Origin of the sequence: Endozoicomonas sp. YOMI1, from assembly GCF_024606345.1 — a bacterium.
Taxonomy (GTDB): domain Bacteria; phylum Pseudomonadota; class Gammaproteobacteria; order Pseudomonadales; family Endozoicomonadaceae; genus Endozoicomonas.
The window spans coordinates 1-3867 of the sequence record NZ_JAHHPM010000359.1; the positions used below are offsets into that span (position 1 = coordinate 1).

3 protein-coding genes are annotated in these 3867 nt (G+C 48.6%); 2 read left to right on the forward strand and 1 reads right to left on the reverse strand.

The window, feature by feature from the left end:
* Positions 1 to 108 precede the first annotated feature (108 nt).
* Positions 109 to 1107 carry an NAD-dependent epimerase gene (locus tag KDK15_RS12930; protein WP_257295794.1) on the forward strand — a complete coding sequence of 333 codons (999 nt, stop codon included), beginning with the start codon at positions 109 to 111 and terminating at the stop codon, positions 1105 to 1107.
* 79 nt (positions 1108 to 1186) lie between these two features.
* Here KDK15_RS12930 and KDK15_RS12935 read toward each other — a convergent pair whose 3' ends face one another.
* Positions 1187 to 2461: a hypothetical protein gene (locus tag KDK15_RS12935; protein ID WP_257295795.1), complete on the reverse strand. Its 1275-nt coding sequence runs from the start codon at positions 2459 to 2461 to the stop codon at positions 1187 to 1189.
* A 198-nt stretch (positions 2462 to 2659) separates the two neighbouring features.
* On the opposite strand from KDK15_RS12935, the gene astA reads away from it, so the two are divergent.
* Positions 2660 to 3715 (forward strand): arginine N-succinyltransferase, encoded by a 1056-nt coding sequence (astA, locus tag KDK15_RS12940; protein ID WP_257295796.1) that lies wholly within the window; start codon positions 2660 to 2662, stop codon positions 3713 to 3715.
* Positions 3716 to 3867: the final 152 nt, after the last annotated feature.

The window sequence follows — 3867 nt, forward strand, 5'->3', positions numbered from 1 at the left end:
CCGGAGTTCACGCCCTTCGACAGGCTCAGGACGAACGTAGTTTTGAAACTCAGAATTATGCAAATTATTCCGGGGCAATTCCTAAGCCCACCTTACAGGTAAACCACGATGAAATATCTGGTCACCGGAGCCGCAGGCTTTATTGGCTTCTTTACCACCAAACGTCTCTGTGAAATGGGACATGAAGTGGTTGGCATCGATAATCTCAATAACTATTACGACGTCAGCCTTAAGCATGGCCGCCTCAATGAGCTGGCCCCGCTGAAAAACTTTCGTTTTGTTGAACTCGATTTGGCTGATCGCGAAGGCATGGCCGCACTGTTCAAGCAGGAAAAGTTCGACCGGGTGATTCATCTGGCCGCTCAGGCGGGCGTCCGTTACTCCATCGAAAACCCAATGGCCTATATCGACAGTAACCTGGTAGGCCATGCCACCATTCTGGAAGGTTGCCGCAACAACGAGGTAGAGCACCTTGTCTACGCCTCTTCCAGTTCTGTTTATGGCATGAATACCAAAATGCCATTTTCAACCACGGATGCGGTTGACCATCCGGTTTCGCTCTACGCAGCGACCAAGAAATCCAATGAGTTGATGTCCCACACCTACTCCCATCTCTACGGCATACCTACCACTGGCCTGCGTTTTTTCACTGTGTACGGTCCATGGGGGCGCCCGGACATGGCTTACTTCAAGTTCACCCGGATGGTCAACCGTGGAGAAGCCATCCCCGTCTTTAATGAGGGCAAGCTGCAAAGAGACTTCACCTACATTGATGATATCGTGGAAGGTATAGTACGCATTCAGGAGGTTATTCCGACAAAGTCAGATCATTTTGACAGCACTGACCCAGGCCGAAGCTCAGCACCTTATCGGGTTTACAATATCGGTAACAACCAGCCTGTTGAACTGATGACGTTTATCACAGCACTGGAAAATGCCATTGGTAAACAAGCCAAAAAGCAATATTTACCGATGCAGCCCGGTGATGTTTATGCAACCTATGCCGATGTCAGTGACTTGATGGAGACGGTCGATTTTAAACCATCGACGTCTATTCAAGAAGGGTTACAAAAGTTTGCCCAATGGTACATGAACTGGCAGAAATAACGAAACGGCTTATTTCAGTGCAGAAGATGTAGAGACACATTCACACTCTGCATCTTCTCCCCTGTAATTTGACATCGCATCAAGCCACAGAGACAGCATCCCTATTGATATTGGCCTCTCTCAGCCGCACTGCCGCACGGTCAATCTCATTGATATCCTGATCCCTGTAGCGCTCATACTCATCCAGGGCCTGTCGGTAGCCAGCTTCAATCTGCTCAGGCGTCAGCTCACCTTCCGCCGGTAAACCCAGCAAATTCCGATCTATTCTCTCTTGTTCCTGAGCCTGATGAACCAGCCTTGCCTGCAACTCCCGCCTTTTTGCATCCTGCAAATCCCGTTGTGTGACAAATCGATATAATTGTTCCTGAGCGTGTTTGACCAGACTCACCTCCCGGTCAAAGAGCTCTTTTGGTAGTCCTGACTGCGCTTTTTCATGGCAACGGGCTTGTGCCGCCTGATAAATATTGTCCTTGGTAATTGCCTCTATATCCTGACGGATACTCAGTAGCTGGAACGCTGCATCGATATTCTCGGGGGGTGGCATGGGAAAATAATTCGACGACTCTGTATTCCCAACCAACCTGTCTCTGATAGAGCGATTGATAAAATTATCTTTATGGTAAAGACGCCCCTCATTCATTTCATGATTGGAGAGAAAGACAAAATCCAGGGCTACCTTGGCGCATCCGAGAAACCTCAGGCCAAAGGCGATGCCTGCGGCTACCGCTCCCGTAGCCAATATACTGTAGGGAGACAGAGTGATTAACGACGTGAAAAAACCAAGAAAGCTGCCATAGACCCCACCAACCACCATTCGACTGCCAAAATAGGTCAATTTATTTTCATCACATCGCTCTCCCTGAAATGGAAGGTGTCTCAGCCACCGAAAGCTCAGGAAATCCCCAAGAACAGGCAGCTTCTCTATCGGGAGTCTGTCTAACTTTACGGGCAGGCGATCCGTTGGGAACTGATCGCTTGAATAATATCGCAGTACGGCCTCCCCTATCGCTTCACAAGCCATAATAATGATGCCGGTCAGGGCAGATTTAAGAATGATCGGTAAGGCCATCATACCAACCATAAAAGTAGCGCCAGCCATGGCCCAAATGGCCAGATAACCCGCCCAGTTGAATGCGTCCATAACATGCCACAGACTCGTTTCTACGGCACAGACAACCCTGCTGAACAGCGACTTACAACGCTCAGTGAACGAGAAGGGTTCTTTTTTGATAAAGGTTCCCTCAGGCTCGACAGGTGAAATAGCGGTGCTGCCAATTGCAGGCCGAACAGAAGAGGACTCACTCGGCTCGGAAGGCCGTGGAACCACAGGCAAAGAAACGGGTGACTGAATCATAGGTGTTTTTGGGGGAACTGTTTTTACCACTAACAACGTGCGCGGAGCGGTATCATTTCCTGAATTATTGAAACCAAACTATAGATGCACTTTTTCTGTTTGTATGGTCTTTCCATTAATAAAAATTTAGGTAACATTTCCAGGTCTCTTTGTGTCGCGATAACTAACTGATTATTAAAACGAAGGCAGAGTCTGACTATGATTGTTATTCGCCCCATACATGAGCAGGATCGTGAGGCTCTCTGGCAAATCGCCAACCAGACTGGCGCCGGATTCACCTCCCTGCAACCTAACCGCCCCATGGTTGATAATAAACTGGCATGGGCACTCACCTCCTTTATGCAGGCTTCGCTGGCAACATCGCAGGAAAAAAGTACTTCTGCAGCAGAACCAAAAAATAATCTCTATCTGTTTGTGATGGAAGATACCGAAACCGGTCAGGTTATGGGTACTGCGGGTATCGAGTCCGCCGTAGGACTTGAGGCTCCCTGGTATAACTATAAGGTGAGCAAACAGGTTCATGCCTCACAACAACTGGATGTCTACACCATGGTGGACACCCTGATGCTCTGCAGTGACCATACCGGCTTTTCAGAACTTTGTACGCTCTTTTTGCTGCCGGATTATCGTCACTCCAAAAACGGCACCTTTCTTTCCAAGAGTCGTATGTTGTTTATGGCGGCCTTTCCAGAACTGTTTGCTGAAGGCCTCTTTGCAGAAATGCGTGGCTACTGTGATGATCAGGAAGTTTCCCCTTTCTGGGAAGCCCTGGGTCGGCACTTCTTTGCTGTGGACTTTACGGAAGCTGATCGCCAATCCACCGTCGATAAAGCGTTTATTGCCGAGCTGATGCCTCGCCATCCAATCTACACCAATTTGCTGCCTTATGAAGCCAGGGATGTCATTGGTATTACCCATGAAAGCACAACACCTGCCCGACATCTGCTGGAATCTGAAGGGTTTCATTACACCGGCTATGTGGATATTTTTGATGCGGGTCCGCTACTGGAAGCCAGAGTCAAAGATGTACGCTCAGTAAGGGATTCACGACAGTACAAAGTTAAAATTGTTGAAAACAACACAACGGACCAGCGCCGCTGGCTGATGGCCAATAGTGAGTTGAACGATTTTTGCTGCATCATGGGCAATCTCTCCTATGAAGGACTGGAATTCGTCAAAATCACCCAAAAACAGGCTTCAGCGCTTAACATTGAAGAAGGCCAATTACTGCGGGTAGTGCCATTATCCAGCTAGTACATCATTTCGATGAGTTTGATGTGTAAAATCTCCGTTCACCCTGAGCGTCCTTCGACTCCGCTCAGGAAGCACGAACGAAGGGTGATTGGCACAGTATTCAGGGTATGGAGTTTACGCCCTTCGACTCCGCTCAGGACGAACGGAGTTTG